General features: G+C 45.7%; 19 protein-coding genes, 1 tRNA gene and 1 pseudogene. 19 read left to right on the top strand and 2 right to left on the bottom strand.

Annotation, left to right across the window (positions count from 1 at the left end; all coding sequences use genetic code 11):
* Window positions 1-21: 21 nt before the first annotated feature.
* The 6 genes and pseudogenes from D888_RS0110040 to D888_RS24980 all read left to right on the top strand — a co-directional run.
* The gene (locus D888_RS0110040) at window positions 22-225 is read left to right on the top strand and encodes a helix-turn-helix transcriptional regulator (protein WP_020676420.1); all 204 of its coding nucleotides are present in this window, start codon (window positions 22-24) and stop codon (window positions 223-225) included.
* A gap of 41 nt (window positions 226-266) precedes the next feature.
* On the top strand, window positions 267-1,328 hold the full coding sequence (pilM, locus tag D888_RS0110035; RefSeq protein ID WP_020676419.1) for a type IV pilus biogenesis protein PilM: 1,062 nt from the start codon (window positions 267-269) through the stop codon (window positions 1,326-1,328).
* On the top strand, window positions 1,325-1,873 hold the full coding sequence (locus D888_RS0110030) for a PilN domain-containing protein (protein WP_020676418.1): 549 nt from the start codon (window positions 1,325-1,327) through the stop codon (window positions 1,871-1,873). Before pilM ends, D888_RS0110030 begins: the two co-directional genes overlap by 4 nt.
* A gap of 22 nt (window positions 1,874-1,895) precedes the next feature.
* Window positions 1,896-2,486 (top strand): type IV pilus inner membrane component PilO, encoded by a 591-nt coding sequence (locus D888_RS0110025; RefSeq protein WP_020676417.1) that lies wholly within the window; start codon window positions 1,896-1,898, stop codon window positions 2,484-2,486.
* 14 nt (window positions 2,487-2,500) lie between these two features.
* The gene (locus tag D888_RS0110020) at window positions 2,501-3,028 is read left to right on the top strand and encodes a pilus assembly protein PilP (protein ID WP_020676416.1); all 528 of its coding nucleotides are present in this window, start codon (window positions 2,501-2,503) and stop codon (window positions 3,026-3,028) included.
* A 40-nt stretch (window positions 3,029-3,068) separates the two neighbouring features.
* A pseudogene (locus D888_RS24980) lies at window positions 3,069-3,431 on the top strand (AMIN domain-containing protein); the annotation flags it as partial.
* On the opposite strand, the gene D888_RS24975 reads toward D888_RS24980, so the two are convergent.
* The gene (locus D888_RS24975) at window positions 3,419-3,877 is read right to left on the bottom strand and encodes a pentapeptide repeat-containing protein (protein WP_425402583.1); all 459 of its coding nucleotides are present in this window, start codon (window positions 3,875-3,877) and stop codon (window positions 3,419-3,421) included. The pseudogene D888_RS24980 and the gene D888_RS24975 overlap by 13 nt on opposite strands.
* On the opposite strand from D888_RS24975, the gene D888_RS23115 reads away from it, so the two are divergent.
* The 12 genes from D888_RS23115 (at window position 3,843) to D888_RS0109960 (ending at window position 14,386) form a co-directional block, all read left to right on the top strand.
* The gene (locus D888_RS23115; protein WP_425402582.1) at window positions 3,843-5,984 is read left to right on the top strand and encodes a type IV pilus secretin PilQ; all 2,142 of its coding nucleotides are present in this window, start codon (window positions 3,843-3,845) and stop codon (window positions 5,982-5,984) included. The two genes, D888_RS24975 and D888_RS23115, sit on opposite strands and share 35 nt — an antisense overlap.
* Window positions 5,985-6,062: 78 nt before the next feature.
* Complete coding sequence (aroB, locus tag D888_RS0110010; RefSeq protein ID WP_020676414.1) at window positions 6,063-7,163, top strand: 3-dehydroquinate synthase; 1,101 nt, start codon at window positions 6,063-6,065, stop codon at window positions 7,161-7,163.
* A gap of 3 nt (window positions 7,164-7,166) precedes the next feature.
* Window positions 7,167-8,018, top strand: coding sequence for a tetratricopeptide repeat protein (locus tag D888_RS0110005; protein ID WP_020676413.1), 852 nt, complete (start codon window positions 7,167-7,169; stop codon window positions 8,016-8,018).
* On the top strand, window positions 8,011-8,370 hold the full coding sequence (locus D888_RS0110000) for a roadblock/LC7 domain-containing protein (protein WP_020676412.1): 360 nt from the start codon (window positions 8,011-8,013) through the stop codon (window positions 8,368-8,370). The genes D888_RS0110005 and D888_RS0110000 overlap by 8 nt, the downstream gene beginning before the upstream one ends.
* A 1-nt stretch (window position 8,371) precedes the next feature.
* On the top strand, window positions 8,372-8,812 hold the full coding sequence (gene aroQ, locus D888_RS0109995; RefSeq protein WP_020676411.1) for a type II 3-dehydroquinate dehydratase: 441 nt from the start codon (window positions 8,372-8,374) through the stop codon (window positions 8,810-8,812).
* Window positions 8,809-9,879 carry a M24 family metallopeptidase gene (locus D888_RS21315; protein ID WP_083928834.1) on the top strand — a complete coding sequence of 357 codons (1,071 nt, stop codon included), beginning with the start codon at window positions 8,809-8,811 and terminating at the stop codon, window positions 9,877-9,879. Before aroQ ends, D888_RS21315 begins: the two co-directional genes overlap by 4 nt.
* A gap of 51 nt (window positions 9,880-9,930) precedes the next feature.
* The gene (accB, locus tag D888_RS0109985; protein ID WP_020676409.1) at window positions 9,931-10,404 is read left to right on the top strand and encodes an acetyl-CoA carboxylase biotin carboxyl carrier protein; all 474 of its coding nucleotides are present in this window, start codon (window positions 9,931-9,933) and stop codon (window positions 10,402-10,404) included.
* A gap of 71 nt (window positions 10,405-10,475) precedes the next feature.
* The gene (accC, locus tag D888_RS0109980) at window positions 10,476-11,813 is read left to right on the top strand and encodes an acetyl-CoA carboxylase biotin carboxylase subunit (protein WP_020676408.1); all 1,338 of its coding nucleotides are present in this window, start codon (window positions 10,476-10,478) and stop codon (window positions 11,811-11,813) included.
* A 157-nt stretch (window positions 11,814-11,970) separates the two neighbouring features.
* Window positions 11,971-12,804, top strand: a complete 834-nt coding sequence (locus tag D888_RS21310; RefSeq protein WP_245555042.1) for a menaquinone biosynthetic enzyme MqnA/MqnD family protein — start codon at window positions 11,971-11,973, stop codon at window positions 12,802-12,804.
* Window positions 12,805-12,838: 34 nt separating this feature from the next.
* Window positions 12,839-12,925 (top strand) — tRNA-Leu (locus D888_RS0109970).
* 368 nt (window positions 12,926-13,293) lie between these two features.
* Window positions 13,294-13,893, top strand: a complete 600-nt coding sequence (locus D888_RS0109965) for a PEP-CTERM sorting domain-containing protein (RefSeq protein WP_020676406.1) — start codon at window positions 13,294-13,296, stop codon at window positions 13,891-13,893.
* Between the two features lie 190 nt (window positions 13,894-14,083).
* Entirely contained in the window at window positions 14,084-14,386 is a 303-nt protein-coding gene (locus D888_RS0109960; RefSeq protein ID WP_020676405.1) for a hypothetical protein, read from the top strand.
* Window positions 14,387-14,536: 150 nt separating this feature from the next.
* On the opposite strand, the gene D888_RS0109955 is transcribed toward D888_RS0109960, so the two are convergent.
* Window positions 14,537-15,616 carry an IS5 family transposase gene (locus D888_RS0109955; RefSeq protein ID WP_020676404.1) on the bottom strand — a complete coding sequence of 360 codons (1,080 nt, stop codon included), beginning with the start codon at window positions 15,614-15,616 and terminating at the stop codon, window positions 14,537-14,539.
* Between the two features lie 430 nt (window positions 15,617-16,046).
* Between D888_RS0109955 and D888_RS23110 the strand changes: the two genes are divergently transcribed.
* On the top strand, window positions 16,047-16,751 hold the full coding sequence (locus tag D888_RS23110; RefSeq protein WP_020676403.1) for a DUF4114 domain-containing protein: 705 nt from the start codon (window positions 16,047-16,049) through the stop codon (window positions 16,749-16,751).
* The last annotated feature ends 188 nt before the right edge of the window (window positions 16,752-16,939 follow it).

Here is a 16,939-nt window from a genome sequence, read left to right as displayed (position 1 = left end):
ATACTATTATAGGGTGAGACGATGGCATTGAATAAGGTTTTACAGATGCGTGAAGCGCTGCTGATGAGTAAGGCAGAATTGGCCCGTAAGGCGGGGGTTTCTCCTTTGACCATTTCGCGGATTGAGCAGGGCAGTGATTGCCGCGTTGATACGATGCGAAAGATAATTTTGGCCCTTGGCCTTAACCTTTCTGAAAAGTCTAAGGTCTTCCCCGAAGGGGAATGATGTGCGTTGCATGAACCCTTTTTCCTACTGGATGGGATAAAATGCTGTTTTCATCAAAAAAAGATCTGATAGGGATCGATGTCGGGTCGAGCTCGGTGAAGCTCGTCAGGCTCAAGGAATCCCGTGGGAACTATCAACTTGTAAATGTTGGTATTTTGCCCCTCGCTCCAGAAACCATCGTGGATAACACCATCATGGATTCTGCGGCGATTGTTCAAGCCATTAGTAATCTCATTGTCGGGATGAATGTTAAAGGCAAGAAGATTTCAACTTCGGTCTCAGGTCATTCGGTAATTATCCGAAAGATTATGCTTTCCCTCATGACCGAGGATGAACTAGAAGCGAGTATCCAGTGGGAAGCGGAGCAATATATTCCTTTTGATCTCTCTGAGGTGAATATCGATTTTCAAATTCTGGGGGCGGATGCCAAAGACCCATCCCAGATGAATGTTATGCTTGTCGCCGCAAAAAAGGATTATGTCGACGATTTCGTGGCAGTATTTACTGAGGCGGGTCTCGAACCTGTAGTTATGGATATTGATTGCTTTGCGACCGAAAATACTTTTGACGTTAACTACGGTTTTGTCGAGGATGAGGTCGTTGCCCTGGTTGATATGGGGGCGAGTGCAATCAGTGTCAATATCCTTAAAGGTGACATCTCTCTTTTTACCCGCGATATTCAGGCTGGTGGCAATTTGATCCGGGAGGAATTGCAGAAGCGACTCGGCATCAGCAGCGACCAGGCCGAGCTGGCAAAAATGGGAATTCGAAACATCGATGATGTTGATCCAGAAGCTATTGACGAAGTCCTGGCGGATGCAGTTGAAAACCTTGTTCAGGAGGTTCAGCGGTCCTTCGACTTTTTCTCCGCGACATCGAGCGACGATAAGATTGCCAAAATATATTTAACTGGAGGGGTTTCCAACTCTCGTCAGGTCTGCGAGGCTCTTGAGCGAAAACTGGGAACCAAGACAGAAGTGATTAACCCTTTCAGGAATATTTCTATCAGCGAAAAAGATTTTGATCTTGAATACCTGGAGGCGATAGGCCCTATGTTGTCAGTTGCGACCGGCCTTGCGATGAGAAGGGTTGGTGACAAATGATTAAAATAAATCTACTCCCAGTCCGGGCCGCCCAGAAAAAAGAAAAACTCAGATCACAAGTATCTATCCTGATGCTTAGCCTCATTGGCGTTTCTATTGTCTGCGGTGCTGTGTACTTTAGAATGATGACAAAAATAGAGGCCAGGACAAATGAAATATCGTCCGTGGAATCCGAAATTAATCAATTAAAAAAACAGATCGGCGAAGTCTCTCGCTATAAAAAGCTTCAAACGGATTTAACCAAAAAACTCGAAATATTGCAGGTTTTAAAGGATAGTCGTTCAGGTCCGGTTCATTTGTTGGATGAGTTGAATAAGGCTCTGCCTGATAAACTCTGGCTGACTGATTATTCAGTCGCCGGAGATTCGGTTAAAATTGATGGTATTGCTGCAGATGAAAATGTCGTCGCCAGCTTTATGGAGAGGCTTGGTGCCTCGGCATATTATACGCAGGTTGAACTTAACGGTATCTCTCAACTTGTGATGAACCAGGTTAAACTCCAAAAATTCACTTTGACTTGTCGGGCGATTAAGCCTGTTAAATAGTCTGAGAGGGTAGGATTAAAATATGGATCCACGTCTAGAAGGCTTTCTGAGGCGACCAGTTTATCAGCGTGTAATTACCCTCGTCATATTGATGATGCTTGTGGTTGTGGGCTTTTACTTCCTCCTCTACCAGGGCCAATTAGAGCAAATAACTGCTCTTGATCAACGCCTGGAATCCGTTCACTCTACTCTTGCTGAAAAACAACGCATTGCCGCAAATCTCCCCAAATTTCGTGAAGAATATGAACGCCTGCAAGCTCAGTTGGATGAGGCGCTATCAGAGTTGCCAGATAAAAAGGAGATTTTTAAATTACTGCGAAATATCGGAGATTTGGCAAAAGCTCAGGGCCTCGATGTTCTCGAGTTTAGACCAGAGGCTGAAGTTGCCAAAGGGTTTTATGCTGAGGTGCCAGTCAGTTTAAAATTGCGCGGATCCTATCACGATATTGCACTGTTTTTTGATGCTGTGGGCCGATTGCCACGCATTGTAAATATTGATCAGTTAAGAATGGGGCAGCCGTCGGTTGTTGCCGGTCGTACTATCCTGAATGTCGATTGTCGAACGACAACTTTCCGATTTATTGATTCCCCGAGTGGTGTAAAAACACAGTAGTCTGGATGAAATTCATGAATGAGGGCCTCTTGAAGATGGTTGCGAAAATATTTATTTTTTGTCTACTTCTGACCTTATGGGGTTGTGGAGAGGACCCAGCTCCTGTCACTAAGCAGCCGGCGCCTCAGAAGGTATCTTCAGCGCGAGCTTCTGCTCCTGCTGAAAAGGTCGTTAAAGAGGATTCAACGAATGACTTTGTTTATAGTCCGATAGGTCAACGTGATCCCTTTGAGTCTTTGCTGAAGAAAGAAGCGGACGCCAGGGAAGCGAGTGTCCCCAGGACTCCTCTGGAAAAATTTGATCTGGGCCAATTCAGAATACAGGCGATCTTAGTTGGTAAAGGAGCACCCCGGGCCATGGTTAGTGCTCCAGATGGCAAGAACTACATTCTGAAGCCTGGTCTTAAAATTGGAAAAAACAATGGTGTTATCATTGATATTAATAAATCGGAAATCATTGTTGAAGAATCTACTATCGATTTGACTGGTAAACCTATAAAGGGTCGACAGTTTTTGACTATTCCTGAGAAAAAAAACAATTAAATATGCAACCAGCACGAATTGGCGCTAGGGGATTACCGTTATGAGATTGTTACGTAGGTTGATCTGGATTTTATTGTTGATGCTTATAGTTGTGCCCAGCGGTTTTGCTGAAAGCACACCCAACAGCCTGAAAAGTGTGTCTGCTAAGGTGGTAGGTGGCCAGGCGATTGTTAATATCGTATCGTCTCAACCTGTTGGGTATCGATATACCGTTTATGATTCCATAGATCCCGTCAGGATAGTTGTCGATTTTCCCCGGATGACGCTCGGTGATTTGAAGTCGCCGATACTCGTTGGTCAGGGTGGAATCCAGGAGATTCGGTTGTCGACCTTTGATTTATCTTTAGGTTCTTTGGTCAGAGTCGAAGTTCTCTTAGACTCTTCGGTTGATTATAAAGTTAATTTTTCTGATAACGAGATGGCACTAACATTTCCCACAACTAAATCGCCCAAGGTCGCCGCCGACAAACAATCTGCTGACAAACTGGCCGCTGACAAACTGGCTGCTGAAAAACTGGCTGCTGACAAACTGGCTGCCGACAAACTGGCTGCTGACAAACTGGCCGCTGACAAACTGGCTGCTGACAAACTGGCTGCTGACAAACTGGCTGCCGACAAACTGGCTGCCGACAAACTGGCTGCCGACAAGCTGGCTGCCGACAAACTGGCTGCTGACAAACTGGCTGCCGACAAACTGGCCGCCGACAAACTGGCCGCCGACAAACTGGCCGCCGACAAACTGGCCGCCGACAAACTGGCCGCCGACAAACTGGCCGCCGACAAACTGGCTGCCGACAAACTGGCTACGACCAATGTGGCTACGACCAATGTGGCCGGTAGCCAGGTCACGATCCATCAACAGGGGAATCAAGTCGCCATATCGGCCTCTGCAGGGATAGAACGGCTCAGGTATTTCACCCTTGATAACCCCAAGCGTCTTGTGTTGGATATTTTTGGTGTTACCCCTGCTGAAAGCAAAAGGGATTACTCCTTGACCGGCGGCTTTTCCAAGCTACGAATAGGCCCCTATGCTGACAAGCTGCGTTTTGTTTTTGACTCATCATCTGATGTTCAATTACCTAAATTTTCAGTCAATAGAGTCGAAAATACTGTTGATGTCTCCTGGTCACAGCCCGCGGCCCCTGCTGTACAATCTCTATCGACCGTGCCTGAAGAATCCTCAGTATCTTCGATTAAGTTTACTGCAAGTAAAGGTGTCTCAGAATATCACATCAGCGTAGACGGGCCGGTTAACATTGACCCCATTGTTAAAGAGGGAAGCATCCTTAAATTTGGGCTTAAAAATACTGCTATCTCCAGGTCACTCCGACGCGTTTATACCTCGATGGCATTTCCTACTGCGGTGCAGTCAATAACTCCCTATCTTATCGATAATGGTAAGTCCTCTGATATACGCTTTGTTGTTCAGCTTAAGGGAAATGCCCCTTATGAGTTGGTGGCTCTGAAGGATGGTGTCGTCCTTAAAGTTACTGATGGCCGATTTGCTGAAGCTAAGCCCGTTGATGGGGAAATTGTTCCAGTCCCGGTTGATAAAACAGTGCGACCTAAGACCAAAGGGACTGCAGTCGAATCTGCCGTTGTGGCTGAAAACTCAGAACCATCAGGTTCCAAGTCGGCCCCATTAGTAGTTAAGGAAGATGATGCGGCGAAACCCGGTCAGTTAACTTCCGCTTCGCCTATAGAGAAGGTAGTCCCTGAAAAAGGCACTGATAAAGAATTCAAAGGGGAAAAAATTTCCCTCGTTTTTGATAACATCAGCGTGCGCAATGTTCTGCAACTAATCGCTGAGGTGAGTAACCTGAATATTATAGCGTCCGATCAAATAAAGGGTGAGGTGACCTTGCGCCTGACTGACGTGCCCTGGGACCAGGCACTTGCTCTGGTGCTTGATATTACTAACCTTGGGATGATTCAAGAAGGTAACGTTGTTCGTGTCATGCCAAAAGATGCTATCAGGAGTATGAAAGAGGCTGAATTGACAGCTGTCAAGTCTCAAGAGAAGCTTGAGCCAACCGTCACTGAGGTTATAACGGTAAGTTACGCCACACTTGGAGCTGTTTCTGGGCCAGCGAAAAAGCTGTTGAGTGATAGAGGCAGTATTACCGAAGATTCCCGGAATAAGTTGCTGATTGTTAATGACGTTCCTGCGCGAATTAACAAGATTCGAGAGTTAATTAAAATTCTGGATACACCTGAACGACAAGTTATGATTGAAGCACGTATTGTAGAGGTTAACTCCAATTACAGTCGGGATCTTGGGGTGAATTGGGGGGTAGATCGTTATGCCGATAAAGCTGATGGTTCCCAGTATTATGGTAAAGGTCAATTGGGTGTCGGCGGTGATTTTACGGTAGGCCTGCCTGTTGGGGGGCTGGCCTCTACTGAGGCTGGGCTAGGGGCTGGCATGACCTTCGGTCGAATTGGCATTGACCAGACCGTCCTTGACCTGAGAATTTCAGCACTTGAGTCCAATGGTAACGCTAAGGTTGTTTCCACTCCGAGAGTAACAACTTTGAACGGTGAGGAAGCAACAATTTCCCAGGGGACGACAATCCCGTACCAGACATCTGGCGCCGATGGCCCCAAAACAGAATTTATTGCCGCAGAATTAAAGTTGACTGTGAAACCTGTAATCAACCCTGATAATAGTGTCATACTTGAGATTCTTGCTACAAACGATTCTCCTTCCATTACTGCGGGAGCCTCTGCTCCGAGTATTGACACCAAAAAGGCACAAACTAAGGTTTTAGTTATGGATGGCGAAACAACTGTTATTGGTGGGATATTTATTAATAATAAATCAGAGTCCGAAAACGGAACGCCATTTTTAATGCATATCCCCTGGCTTGGGCATTTATTTAAATCCACCAAGGTTACTGATACGAAGGCTGAGCTTATGATTTTTATTACTCCACATATTTTAGATAATAATTGATACATAGAACTTGATAAGGGCAAAAAAGGGCAGGGTGATCCTGCCCTTTTTTAATTTAAATATTAAGAGAATTTAGAGATGTCAGATATTCATGATTTGATTCAGGTAGGTCTTCTTGAAAGGAGTTACTCTATTCATTTTGGTGAGAATATTCTTTCACAAGTTGGAGAAGAACTTAAATCTAAAAAATTCCCCTCTAAGCTGGCCATTATTACGAATGATCGTGTCTTCCCTTTATATGGGAATCAAATCAAGGCCTCTCTTGTCACTTCCGGATATGAATGTCATTTTATAGTTGTCCCTGATGGAGAGCAATTTAAAAGTCTTTCCACTCTAGAATCAATTTATGATCAATTGATCGAAGGTGGATTTGACCGTGGTTGTGGAATCCTTGCACTTGGTGGTGGTGTCGTCGGTGATATGGCTGGTTATGCCGCAGCGTCTTTTTTAAGAGGAATCCCTTTTGTTCAGGTCCCTACGACGATTCTTTCTCAGGTGGATAGTTCCGTCGGGGGGAAGACAGGTGTTAATCATCGTCTGGGGAAAAATTTAATAGGTGCTTTTTACCAGCCAAAACTGGTTTTGATCGACATCATGACGCTTCAAACGCTCGACCCGCGAGAGATCAGGGCAGGTATCGCTGAAATTATAAAATACGGAGTCATTTATGATGCGAACTTTTTTGCATGGTTGGAAAATAATGTTGATAAATTACTTCGACTAGACTCTGAAGCGTTGCTTCATGCGGTAAAGAGATCTTGCCAAATAAAGGCGGATATTGTAGAAATTGACGAGCGTGAGGGCTCGATCAGAGCTCTTCTGAATTATGGACATACCTTCGGACACGCCATTGAGGCACTTTGTGGATATGGTGAATGGAGACATGGTGAAGCTGTAGCTTGTGGCATGATCGTCGCTAGTAAAATTTCCCAAAACCTGGGTTTGTCAGACGGGGGGGCCACCCGAAGGATAGAGGAACTGCTTCGCAGATTTAATCTTCCGATTAAGGTACCGATTTTTGATCTGAAGCAATATGTTGAAGCAATGAGTCGCGATAAAAAAGTCCGTGCAGGAAACTTGACTATGGTTCTGAATTTGGGAATTGGTCGGGCTAAACTTGTTCCGGTCTCGAATGTGGAAGATATTTTCCGCACTGCGCTCCCCGAATTGGAGGCTTGATGCATGGCTGAAAGACAACAAAACTCCCTGTTGGGGAAAATTGCTGCTTATACCGAGATTCTCGCCTCTGATCCTCGTTCAACCATCTTTGTTTCCTTGAGTGAAGCCTACCGTAAAATGGGTATGCTCGAAGATGCAGATGCCGTTGCGACTCAGGGGATAAATGAACTTCCTGATTATTGTCCTGGTCATGTCGTTCTGGCACGTATCAAATGTCAACAGGATGACCTGAAAGGGTCAGAGCTCTCTTTTACCAAGGCTTTAAGTTTAGACTCTGATAACCTCGCGGCGCTGGTTGGTTTCTCACGCGTCTGTCTGCTTCAAGAGCGCCGGGCTGAAGCACGCGCCCTTTTGTTGAGAGCAAGAGAAATTTCTCCAGCCGATTCGGTTATAAATAAACTGCTGCTCGGTTTGCCTGAATCTGAACCAGATCCAAAAACTTCGGTATCTCCAGCCGAATTAAACGTGGAACCATCCTCTCCGATAACATCCGAACCTTTTGAATCTGCCACATTGGCAGATCTTTATCGAAAACAAGGTTTAACCTCCAAAGCCCTCGAAATCTATCGTAATCTTTTGGTTCGTGACCCGGATAATCTTGAATATCGTCGTTGTATTCGTGATATTGAAATAGCAACTTCGCTTACCAGCCCAAGTCCTTCCGTTCCAATAAATGTTTCGCCCGAACAGCAAGGTTTCGAGGATATTTTATCCACGGATTTACCTTCCCCAGTAGAGGAGATGAGCAACCTCGATAAGTTCACTTCATTCAACAACGAGGATGTTGGCGCCTCTGTTCTGGCTAAGTTAAATAGACTGCTGTTTTCTATTCAAGAAAGGCGAGGGGATGTTTAGAAAATTACTAGAGAAAATGGTCAAAGATACACCCGGTGGTGTAGGCATTGTTTTGATGGGTTACGATGGAATCGCAATTGATCAATTTTTTTTGGACGTTGGAGATGTTGACCTTCAACTCGTAGCGATTGAATATTCCAATGTCGTAAAAGAAATCCATCATACCGCCGAAATACTTGGAACTGGAACTCTTCAGGAAGTCACCATAAAGACAGGACGTTTTTATGTCATCATTCACGCCTTGACTGATGAGTATTTTGTGGCGCTCACCATACGCCGTGAAGGGAACCTGGGCAAAGGCCGTTATATCGTTTTACGTGACGCCCCTGCTCTTAATCAGGCTTTGGTTTAAGATGAAATTGTTATTGTTGAATGGCCCCAATCTTAATCTTTTGGGAACGCGTGAACCCGAAACTTATGGATATCAAACCCTGGATGATATTGTTGCTGAATTAACCCATGAAGCCTCTCTTCATTCCGCTTCTCTGTCCGCATTTCAATCTAATCATGAAGGCGAATTGATTGATCAAATTCAACAAGCTCAACGGGATGAGGTTTCAGGAATCATCTTTAACCCCGGTGGGTTGACTCATAGTAGCATCGCATTACGCGATGCAATTGCCGGAGTATCAATTCCAACAGTCGAAGTTCATCTTTCAAACATACACGCGCGAGAAGCTTTTCGTCATACTTCCTATATCGCGGGTGTTTCTTTGGGGCAGATCTGTGGATTTGGTCCCAAAGGTTATGCCCTCGCCCTGGATGCTCTCATATCTTTTCTGGCGCATAAATGACAGCAGCGAGTTCCACTTTTTGTAAGAGGGTTGTTACTGAATGCGCTTTGGATGCACTTGTTTTTTTTGATTTAAAAAATATACGTTATTGCTGTGGATTTAGTGGCACAGATGGTCTTTATGTTTATCATCCTTCAGGGGATTGGTTTTTGACCGATTCACGTTATCAGGAACAGGCCAGTAATGAAGTCATTGCTTCAGGGCAATCCTGTTATCAAAATAAAATCGACGGTCTTATCGACCTGCTTCTTGGTGCTGGGTATCATAAAGTAGGGTTTGAAGCTGATAGCGTCAGCGTCTCTCGACTCAATGACTTAACGCAGCGTTCCAGCCAACTCGAATGGGTTCCGGTTGCTGAGCAACTCAGACCCTTGAGAGGGGTTAAGTCTGATAGTGAAGTTAATCTGTTACAGCGGGCAGCTGATTTGAACGCGGTTGCCTTTTCTGAAATTGAGTCGTTGATCAGGCCCGGAATAACCGAGTTGCACATAGCGCAAGAGCTCGAATTTTCCCTCCGCCGACTCGGCGGCGAAGATAGAGCATTCGAATTTATTGTTGCATCAGGTCCTCGAGGGGCAATGCCGCATGGTGTAGCTACTGACCGTGTGCTAGAGATTGGTGATATGGTCACCATTGATTTTGGAACCCGGGTCGGTGGATATCACTCAGATGAGACTGTCACTGTCGGTTTAGGACAGGTTGATAAAGATCTGCGACACATTTTTGATGTTGTTCTTGAGGCTCATGATCTTGCGATGGGGGAGGCAAAGCCTGGAGTTGTTTTGGCCGATCTGGACGCAGTCGCGCGACGTCATATTGAGGCTGTTGGTTTTGGCGGTTATTTTGGGCATGGTCTTGGCCACGGGGTTGGGCTTGATATTCATGAATACCCGACGGTTTCAAACAAAGGTCTGGATAAATTGCAACCCGGAATGGTCATCACTATAGAACCGGGTATATACATGCCTGGACGCGGAGGGGTCAGGGTTGAAGATACTATCTTGATAACCGAAGATGGATATCGAGCTCTGACGAGCATCCCAAAAAAATTTCGAGCTCTGACCTAGTTAGGGCATTTCCGGCTTTTTGTCGGTTTCGCAATATGCAAGGAGTATAAAATGGAAATTAAAGATCTGAAATTACTTATAAAAATGATGACTGACACCGATATCTCAGAATTCCGCATGGAGACAAAGGATGAAAAAATTGTAATCAAGCGGGGCCCAGAGAAGGAGTATGTTCAGATGGCTACATCTTATGCCGCACCGCAGAATATCATAACTGCGCCTGCTGCGGCGGCATCTGCCCCAGCTATGGCCGCTGGTCCAGCTGTAGCCACTGTCGATGAGAGATATGAGACTATCCTTTCACCTATTGTTGGAACCATGTACCAAAAGCCCGCACCAGATGCTGCCAAATTTGTTAAAGCCGGAGATGTCGTTGAAGTGGGACAAACTTTATGTCTGGTTGAGGCAATGAAATTGTTTAACGAAATTGAAGCTGAATTTAAATGTCGTATCATCGAAATTCTCAAAGATGATGCTACTCCCGTTGAGTATGGTGAAGCTTTGTTCCTGGTTGAACGTCTCTGAGCGAATTATCGTCATATTGTAATGACGCTACTGCACCACAAGGCTGGATTGTCACAGTCGGGAGAAAAATAATGTTTCATAAAATTTTGATTGCTAATCGTGGTGAAATTGCGGTTCGCATCATTCGAGCCTGTAAAGAACTTGGAATTAAAACGGTTGCTGTTCATTCTGATGTCGATTCAGAGGCTTTGCACGTCAGTTTGGCCGATGAGTCAATTTGTATCGGTCCGGCGGCTAGCGCTAAAAGTTATCTCAACATGAGAGCCATCATCAGCGCGGCCGAGTTGGCTGACGCTGATGCGATTCATCCAGGTTATGGGTTTTTGTCAGAAAATGCCGAGTTTGCAGAAATTTGTGAACAGTGCGGATTGACGTTCATTGGGCCGACCGCTGACAATATGCGTAAGATGGGTGATAAAATCAGTGCGCGTCAGACGGTGACCGCGGCGGGGGTTCCAATTTTGCCAGGAACCAACGAGAGTGTCGAGACCACCGATGAGGCCATCAGGATTGCTGCCGAAATCGGCTATCCTGTCATCATCAAGGCTTCTGCGGGAGGTGGCGGCAGGGGCATGAAAATTGTGCACTCTCCGGCGTCCCTGCCCAATGCCCTCGCTACCGCGCGAACGGAGGCGCAGGCCGGTTTCGGTAAGGCAGATGTTTACATAGAAAAATTTTGTGAGCATCCCCGTCACGTCGAAATCCAAATTCTGGCGGATAAGCATGGCAATGTTATACACCTTGGTGAACGTGACTGTTCTATCCAGCGTCGTCACCAGAAGCTGGTTGAAGAATCTCCCTGCCCGGTCATGACCCCTGAACTCCGGGAGAGGATGGGGGCCTGTGCCGTGGCTGCTGCGAAAGCGGTTAACTATTCCAGTGTCGGGACCATTGAGTACCTGCTTGATACGGATGGCAGTTTCTACTTTATGGAAATGAATACCCGCGTTCAGGTCGAGCACCCTGTGACCGAGATGGTGACCGGAGTTGATATCATCAAGGAACAGATTCGTTCAGCAGCAGGCTTGGAACTGCGTTACAAACAGTCTGATATCAAAATTACCGGTCACGCTATTGAGTGCCGGATTAATGCGGAAGATCCTGAAAAATTTACCCCGTTTCCCGGAAAAATCACTGGTTACCATACGCCTGGCGGAATGGGCGTGCGGGTTGAAAGTGCCATGTATGACCAGTATACGGTCCTGCCGCACTATGACTCCATGATCGGGAAATTGATCGTTCATGCAGATACCCGTGAGGATGCCATCAATCGTATGAAAGTTGCGTTAGACGAATACATTATCGAAGGAATTAAGACCACAATCCCCTTTCATCAAAAACTGATGAATAATAAACAATTTTGTGATGTAGATTTTGATACCAACTTCCTTGAGCGCACCAAAATTTGAACATTTTGTATCATGCGTTGAGGCCAGTTATAGGAACAATTCAGGGATATTGAAAAAATAACTATTCATAAACTACAGGCGGGGTCTCCTCCGCCTGTTATGTTTAGTGTAGTGCCCGGTTGAGCGAGGATAACTGAAAAAGGAGTCAGGGTTGAAAATGCAGTACTGCCGGGGGTTACGGGTAGGATACATCCCATATTTAAATTGTGTCCCTTTTTTCCATTATCTCGCGGAACTTGGATTTTCCGGATCAATCATCACCGGTGTCCCCACGGCACTGAACCATATGCTGCAAATTGGAGAGATTGATATCAGCCCCTCATCCTCGTTTGAGTATGGGCAGAATTATCATGATTATGTCCTGCTCCCTGGACACTCTATATCAGCCTGTGGCCCGGTTAAGAGTGTTCTGCTGTTTAGCCCCTGTCCCCTGGATAAACTTCAGAACTACAAAATTGCGGTAACCGGGGATTCAGCGACCTCTATTAATTTATTGAGGATTCTGTTGCGCGAATACGTAGGCATAAGGCGTGTGGATGATTTTGTTCCCACCACCGCGGTCGAGTCTCTCATTGCAGAAAAGAAACCGGGATTGTTGATCGGTGATCGTGCAATGGTTCAGGCGATGAACCTGCCTGAGGGTATGCATTGCTTTGATCTGGGAGAGCTCTGGCTTTATTACACAGGTTTACCCTTTGTGTTCGCATTGTGGATCCTACGTCGTCAGAGCGTCCAGCGTCTAAAGAGCGAGGTACTTGATCTGCAAAGATTGCTGGGTGAATCCATAGGGAAGGCACTGGGAGACCTTGCTGGCCTTGCCCTTAAACATGGAGCATCACCAGAAGAGCTACCATTTCTTGTTAATTATTGGCAGACCATCGATTATTCTTTATCTCCAAAACATCTACAGGGCCTTGAGCTTTATTACCGTCTCTGCTTGAAATATAAATATTTAACGGATTCGCCAGCAATAGAGTTCTTTCAAGGTTGACAGATTTCGTAGAATCACTAAGATATGACCCCACGCCCGGGTGGCGGAACTGGTAGACGCAAGGGACTTAAAATCCCTCGGACGTAAGTCTGTACGAGTTCGATTCTCGTCCCGGGTACCATAAGAAGATCAAGGGCCTAGCTTAACTGCTAGGCCCTTTTTCTTTTGTTAATATCTTCATTAATCACATTTACAGGCAGATTAACCAGACGGCAGGGGCGCTCTGGCGAATTGGGTTGTTGGAGTTTTGAATCATATTATTCATCGTAGGTCGGCATATCGATTAGACGGTAAGAGCCGAGGTTAAAAAGGGGCATGGTTTCTATGGAGGAGACACCTCTTTGGTGTGAAAGACAAAATGTCGATTTTTTTTACTTAGTGGTTATTGATGTTTAAATTTTCCTTTAATATTGGGAATTTATTGGTGTGGAATAGATATTGCTCTCTTGAATATCGAAGTTAACCCTCTCTTACTGATTAGGTGCTCCCATGAAAAAAATCAGAATAGTTCTTATTGCTTATATTTGTATTGTTGTTAGTGCTTCTACTGCGAGTGCCCTAACTTTTTACCAATGGGATTACGGTGGTACTGACCTTTATTCTGGTGAATATATGTTCACGGTTTTGGGCAATCTAAAAAATAATGGCGGTTTCTTTAGCGCTAATGATACAGAAGCAACAATGGCACTTTCTGATATGAAAAGCGCTGCAGAAAATTGGTTCACGACGAGAGCTTTGGTGCGTGACGTTGATTTCACATTTTACTCAAAAGTTGATGCAGCGGATAACATCAATGGCAATATGACCATATCTTATGCTAGTGATAATCGGTCCGGGACATGGGCTACTGCTGCACCAATTGAATTTTATACCGTTAAGGGATCCAATGAATTTGCTTTATACTGGATCAATGGTGGTGCAGATTCTGGCGATTGGAGTACGCGACATCTCGTTAATGGTGGCTCAAATCAGCCCGGGATTTCTCATCTTAGTACTTGGAATGAAGTCAGTATTGTCCCTGAACCGTCAACGCTTTTACTTCTTGGTGCTGGTCTGATAGGCCTAGCCTGGAGCCGTCGGAAAAGTTAACACATTTTCTATTTCAAAATGAAATTCAAAAAGCCTCGGCATTAATGTCGGGGCTTTTTGAATTTCGGTTTGTCGTTGTCGGGGTGAGTAATCCCTCGGCTGTATTTGCGATCCCGTACTTTCACAATTTTCGCCAAAAATAAAGTCAGACCGCAGGCATTATGCCGATATTGTATGGGGCCAGAAGGGGATGGAACACCGGAAGGAATTCCACGGAACAGGGTGTAATGATGCGTGTATTTTGGTTGAAGACCTTTTCTTTTTGAACGAGGTTTTGCACCGCGCCGCTGAGATACTGCTACGCCAACCAGAGCTTTTGATCACGCTTAAACTGGTGACCGACTATTTTCGGTGTGATATTGCAGAACTGCGCCTACTTGGCCAAAATCGACAGATATCACGGATGCGTGCGCGGGCTGCCAGGGTGGTGAGCGAGGGGAGTGCTGCGACTTTGTCCGCGTTTGGTCAGTGGTTAGCACTAGCAGGCCGTTGAAAAACTAGCCGGGATTTTTCCTCTTCTCTCCCGAAAGCTTTTTTTGATCTTTGACAATCTGTGTTTCGTTAATTCCTGGCTGAATGTCCTTGTTTTGAAGTCAGATGGCTTCGTTTTCTGCCATTATTCGACGGTTTTCGCCTTTTCTGGCTATGTTGCCCAGATCAGATTTCGCATTCGGATCAAATTGTAAGCGGTCATGGCAAATTCAAACATCCAGCCAACCAGATCAAGACCTCGATGGCGCGTCTTACGCAAATATCCTATGGTTTTGAGCCAACCGAAGATCTCTTCGACTCGCTTACGGATTCTCTGGCTGACCCGGTAGCCTTCATGGCGAGTGGTTCGTCCATCGATAGCTGTTCCCTTATCTTTCTGAGCCACATGAGGCGTTGCCAAAAACTCTCGCAGGCCATCGACAAAAGCCGGGACATCGTAGCCTTTGTCTCCGCCTACCGTGATCTGGTTGGTTCCCGGCAGGTTTTCGACCATTTCCAGAGCGGCATCCCATTCAGCGGTGCCGTTAGCCAGGGTCAGACGACTGTCGACCACCAAGCCGTTGCGGTTCTCCATAAGGGCGTGCCCCATGTAGCAGAGCTTCGCTTCCTTGCCTTTGCCCTTTTTGAGGAGCCGAGCATCCGGGTCGGTTGTGGACTGATGGGTGTCGTTTTTGCGTTTCTGCCCTTTAAAATCAACATCGGGGTTACGGCCACCCGCCGCTGGTGGGTCTTGGTCCTGATCATCCTTGGGCCGAAAACTTTTCATCGAGGCCCAGGCTTCGATGAGGGTCCCATCCACAGTAAAGTGATCCTTCGACATCAGTCCAGCCCGCTCGGCAAGTCCCTTGGTCGCCTGGAAGAACGCTGTCGCCACCTCGAATTGCATCAGGCGCTCCCGGTTTTTGGAGAAGGTGGAATGATTCCAGACCTTGTCATCCATGGACAGTCCGACGAACCAACGAAACAGCAGGTTGTAATCCAGTTGCTCGACCAACATTCGCTCGCTGCGGATGGAGTAGAGCACTTGCAGCAAAGAGGCCCGTAAGAGTTGCTCCGGCGGAATCGATGGCCGACCGGTATGCGAATACATCTCCCGAAACAAGGGGGCCAGATCATTCAATGCGTTATCGACCATGATCCGGATTGGACGCAGAGGGTGATCTTTGGGAACCCGTGCTTCCGGGGAGACATAACTGAACATGGCTTGCTGGTTTTGGTCTTCGCCGCGCATAACGGTTTCTCCTGCAATATCTGATAGTTATGCGCAAAATTATAACAAAATTAACCCTCTGATTCTAGCAAAATCAAGGGTTTAGCCCATTTGTTTTTCAACAACCTGCTAGATGTAAGCACCCTAAGTTCGGCCATCGGGCGTTTACGGGAAAGAGCAAAAACTGATAGTGAGTTCCAAGCGGACATGGCGGCTTGGAGGAGGCGGTTGGTTGAGTTTGAAACTTTGCAAGCTTGACTCCATATCCATTCCAGCGATGTCGAAAAGGTTTACAGAAGATGTTGAAAGCAAAATGTAATCCCTAACTACCCGGAATAATTGGATAAAAAAAATGGCATTTATTTTGCTACTAGTATCGCTAGCTTGCAAATATTAAATCCAAATGAGTAACAACAACTTATGGCACCCCGAGGAGGGGAAGGAGATAACAATGAAAAAAGCAATTTTTACGATTATAGGAATTTTGGCTAGTGTCAGTCTATCTTTTGCGACACCGATTGTAAATGGTCCAGCAGGTACTCTAACATCAACTTTTGATTCTTATCTTTACCATGACAGTGGTACTGAGGCATTTTCATTAACCGATGTGGATGGTACCTCTGATGATGCTAGCGCATATTTGTTTTTTGAATATGCTGGTTTCGCCTCGTCCAATATCTTTGGATTGTACACTTATGAAATAGATAGTCTTGGACATGTTGTTGTTTCCGATAATTTGGATATTTTTACCGGCCCAATGTCTGATGGAGCATCTATCACTGTTGCTTTTGATTTTTCAAATGGGACAGTTACCAATAATTATTCGAGTGAATCTATTGGTATTGATAGGAATGCTTTTGGGTTTTATCTTACAACGCCTGAGAATAATACTTTCTATACTCATACTTCTTTGAATCTAGATAACTCTGACCACTTCTTAACCTTTGACACAAGGAATAATGTTGGCCTTGATTTGAATGGTTCTGACTTTGTTCTCGCGATGGAAGATTTGGCATACCCTGGAAGTGACGCTGATTATAACGATATGGTCGTTGGTGTGACTGATATCGCTCCCGTACCAGAGCCAGGCACTCTGCTTCTCCTCGGTTGCGGCCTGATCGGTCTGGCTTTTCTGAAGCGTCGTAAGCAAGCCTGATTGAAAATTCCCTGACCAGGGATCTTAAGTGTCAACCAAGAAAGAGGGTGGTGCGAATGCATCGCCCTCTTTCTTGGTTGTGACGGGGCAATGGCTGTAAAGAAAACCGACAGACAGTCTGTCTGTCCAATCCACGAAACTCAGAACGCTCTGTTTATCCCACCAATCTGCGCAGATAGGTTCTGTTT

This window comes from Geopsychrobacter electrodiphilus DSM 16401 (assembly GCF_000384395.1).
Classification (GTDB): domain Bacteria; phylum Desulfobacterota; class Desulfuromonadia; order Desulfuromonadales; family Geopsychrobacteraceae; genus Geopsychrobacter; species Geopsychrobacter electrodiphilus.
Note: the sequence above shows the minus strand (reverse complement) of the source record. Positions and strands in the feature narration are given on the sequence as shown.